The organism is Pseudomonas sp. PICF6 (assembly GCF_009831705.1).
GTDB lineage: Bacteria > Pseudomonadota > Gammaproteobacteria > Pseudomonadales > Pseudomonadaceae > Aquipseudomonas > Aquipseudomonas rhizophila.
Map to the genome: position 1 here is coordinate 155,695 of NZ_WUUD01000002.1, position 3,391 is coordinate 159,085.

General features: G+C 60.5%; 3 protein-coding genes. 2 read left to right on the plus strand and 1 reads right to left on the minus strand.

The window, feature by feature from the left end; genetic code table 11:
• Positions 1 to 570 (minus strand): LysR family transcriptional regulator (locus tag GSM73_RS26665; protein ID WP_256676642.1); only part of this gene is annotated, 570 nt, incomplete at its 3' end.
• Between the two features lie 181 nt (positions 571 to 751).
• On the opposite strand from GSM73_RS26665, the gene aspA reads away from it, so the two are divergent.
• Together aspA and GSM73_RS26670 are read left to right on the plus strand one after the other, a co-directional pair.
• Entirely contained in the window at positions 752 to 2,176 is a 1,425-nt protein-coding gene (aspA, locus tag GSM73_RS01790; RefSeq protein WP_025216214.1) for an aspartate ammonia-lyase, read from the plus strand.
• A gap of 492 nt (positions 2,177 to 2,668) precedes the next feature.
• Positions 2,669 to 3,391: sodium:alanine symporter family protein (locus GSM73_RS26670; RefSeq protein WP_256676643.1), on the plus strand; the 723-nt coding region annotated here is incomplete at its 3' end.

Here is a 3,391-nt window from a genome sequence, read left to right on the forward strand (position 1 = left end):
TTCAAGGTCAAACAGCGGTTTGCCCTCAGCATCGGCGGCACACACCGGCAGCATTTCGGTCTGGCCCAAGTGCAGCGAGGGGAAAATCTCCGGGTCCATTTGCATGGCCGAATCCGGGTCATAGAAGGCCAGCATCAGATCGCAACCCCCTTCACGCAACGCATGCACGGCGTCGCCGACGTTGGTCGCCACCAGCCGCGTGGCGATGTTCAGGCCTTCGTTGCGCAGTTGTGCGATCCAGCGCGGGAAGAAGCCCAGCGCCAGGGAGTGCGCGGCCGCCACTTGCATCACTTCGCCCTGCCCGCCTTCCAGATGGTGCAGATGACGCAGCACTTCACCCAGTTGCTCGACCACGGTGCGCGCCGTCACCAGGAACAACTGCCCCGCTGCTGTCAGTTCGATCGGTGTGCGAGAGCGGTTGACCAGGGTCAGCCCCAGCGCCGCTTCGAGGCTGCGGATGCGTCGGCTGAAGGCCGGTTGCGTCACGAAGCGCCGTTCGGCCGCCTGGGAAAAACTGCGAGTCGCGGCCAGGGCACTGAAGTCCTCGAGCCATTTGCTTTCTAGATTCATCACGTCCTCCCAAGGCACGCACCAAAACAGGTCACACGCTCGCCGTACCGTCGGCGTCACACCCGCATTATGCCGAATGTGCATAGGGCAGTGTTTAACAGCATTGGCCCTAATTTTTCTGAAAGCCTAGGATTCACAGCGTTCCGGCTCAGACCGGGTCCTTATCGAGATGATTTCTATCATGTCTTCCGCTGCATCATTCCGCACAGAAAAAGACCTGCTTGGCGTACTTGAAGTACCGGCGCAAGCGTATTACGGCATCCAGACCCTGCGAGCGGTGAACAACTTCCGTCTCTCCGGCGTCCCGATCTCGCATTACCCCAAGCTGGTGGTCGGTCTGGCAATGGTCAAACAGGCCGCCGCTGATGCCAACCGCGAGCTGGGCCAACTCAGCGAAGCCAAGCACGCCGCTATCAGCGAAGCCTGTGCACGACTGATCCGCGGCGATTTCCACGAAGAGTTCGTGGTGGACATGATCCAGGGCGGCGCTGGCACTTCAACCAACATGAATGCCAACGAAGTCATCGCCAACATTGCGTTGGAGGCCATGGGCCACAACAAAGGCGAATACCAGTACCTGCACCCCAACAACGACGTGAACATGGCGCAGTCCACCAACGACGCCTATCCGACCGCGATTCGCCTGGGTCTGCTGTTGGGTCACGACGCGTTGCTGGCCAGCCTCGACAGCCTGATCCAAGCCTTTGCCGCCAAGGGTGAAGAGTTCAGCCACGTCCTGAAAATGGGCCGCACCCAACTGCAGGACGCTGTGCCGATGACCCTCGGCCAGGAATTCCGCGCCTTCGCCACCACCCTGAGCGAAGACCTGGCACGCCTCAAAACCCTGGCGCCTGAACTGCTCACCGAAGTAAACCTGGGCGGCACCGCCATCGGCACCGGCATCAACGCCGATCCGCGCTATCAGGCCCTGGCCGTACAGCGCCTAGCAACCATCAGCGGCCAGCCGCTGGTACCGGCCGCCGACCTGATCGAAGCCACGTCCGACATGGGTGCCTTCGTACTGTTCTCCGGCATGCTCAAGCGCACCGCGGTCAAGCTGTCGAAGATTTGCAACGACCTGCGCCTGCTGTCCAGCGGTCCTCGCACCGGCATCAACGAGATCAACCTGCCGGCTCGCCAGCCAGGCAGCTCGATCATGCCGGGCAAGGTCAACCCGGTGATCCCCGAAGCGGTCAACCAGGTAGCGTTCCAGATCATCGGCAACGACCTGGCCCTGACCATCGCGGCCGAAGGCGGGCAACTGCAATTGAACGTGATGGAGCCGTTGATCGCCTTCAAGATCTTCGACTCGATCCGCCTGCTGCAACGGGCCATGGACATGCTGCGCGAACACTGCATCGTCGGCATCACCGCCAACGAAGCGCGCTGCCGCGAACTGGTCGAGCACTCGATCGGCCTGGTCACCGCCCTGAACCCGTACATCGGCTATGAAAATGCCACCCGTATCGCCCGTGTTGCGCTGGAAAGCGGCCGCGGCGTACTGGAACTGGTGCGCGAAGAAGGCTTGCTCGACGACGCCATGCTCGACGACATCCTGCGCCCCGAAAACATGATTGCTCCGCGTCTCGTCCCGCTGAAGGCGTGATCGACGCAATGACTGCTCACCAGGTCGAGGGACTAGACACCTCTCACCTTTTGAGGGCTTGGGGATTTATTCCCCAAGCCCTTTTTTTTAACTGATAGCTACAAACGATTAGAGAACCTGTAGGAGCGAGCCTGCTCGCGATAAACGATGACGCGCTGCCGTTTGAAAAAACCGCGTCGCCAGCCATCGCGAGCAGGCTCGCCCCCGCAAGAACCTGACCGCGAGGCCAGGTGATTCAAAGGTCCGTTTCGTCGCACGCACCACAATCGTGCAGACGGGCGCCGCACTGGTAGGTATAGTGCCGCCCCTCTTCGCGTGAGCGGTCGTCAGAAACGAGACCCCCAACACATGCGAAAACCGAACTAATAACAAACCCGCAATATGGACCGGGACGAAACATCGCCTCACCTGTTGTGCCGCGCGCCGACCGATGTAACACGATGTTTCCAAATGGCCAGCATTTGCTTAAACAAAAAACAGCGAGGAATACTCATGCTCGAAGTCATCAACGACTTCCTCTCAGGGAAAGTGCTGATCGTGCTCATTGTCGGGCTCGGTAGCTACTTCACGATCCGCTCGCGTTTCGTCCAGTTCCGCCACTTCTTTCACATGTTCGCGGTGTTCCGTGACAGCCTCAAAAGCAGCGCCGGTCAGCTCAGTTCCTTTCAGGCCCTGATGCTCAGCCTGGCCGGTCGTGTCGGCGCGGGCAACATCGCCGGTGTCGGCATCGCCGTCACCCTCGGCGGGCCCGGCGCGGTGTTCTGGATGTGGGTGACCGCGCTGGTCGGCATGTCCAGCAGCTTCTTCGAATGTTCCCTCGGCCAGCTCTACAAGCGCTGCGACGCCGAAGGCCAATTCCGTGGTGGCCCGTCCTATTACATCCAGCACGGCCTGCAGAAGCGCTGGCTGGGCATGATCATGGCGTTCCTGCTGCTGATCACCTTCGGCTTCGCCTTCAACGGCCTGCAGGCCCATGCCGTGACTCACTCGCTGAACAACGCTTTCGGTTTCGACACCACCTACACAGGCATTGGCCTGGCGGTGCTGTTGGGCCTGGTGTTCATCGGTGGGATCAAGCGCATCGCCAAGGTTGCTGATCTGCTGGTGCCGGTCAAAACCCTGGCGTATATCGGCGTCACCCTCTACGTGATCGTGCTGCAGTTCGATCAGGTGCCGGCCATGCTGACCACCATCGTCAAAAGCGCCTTCGGCCTT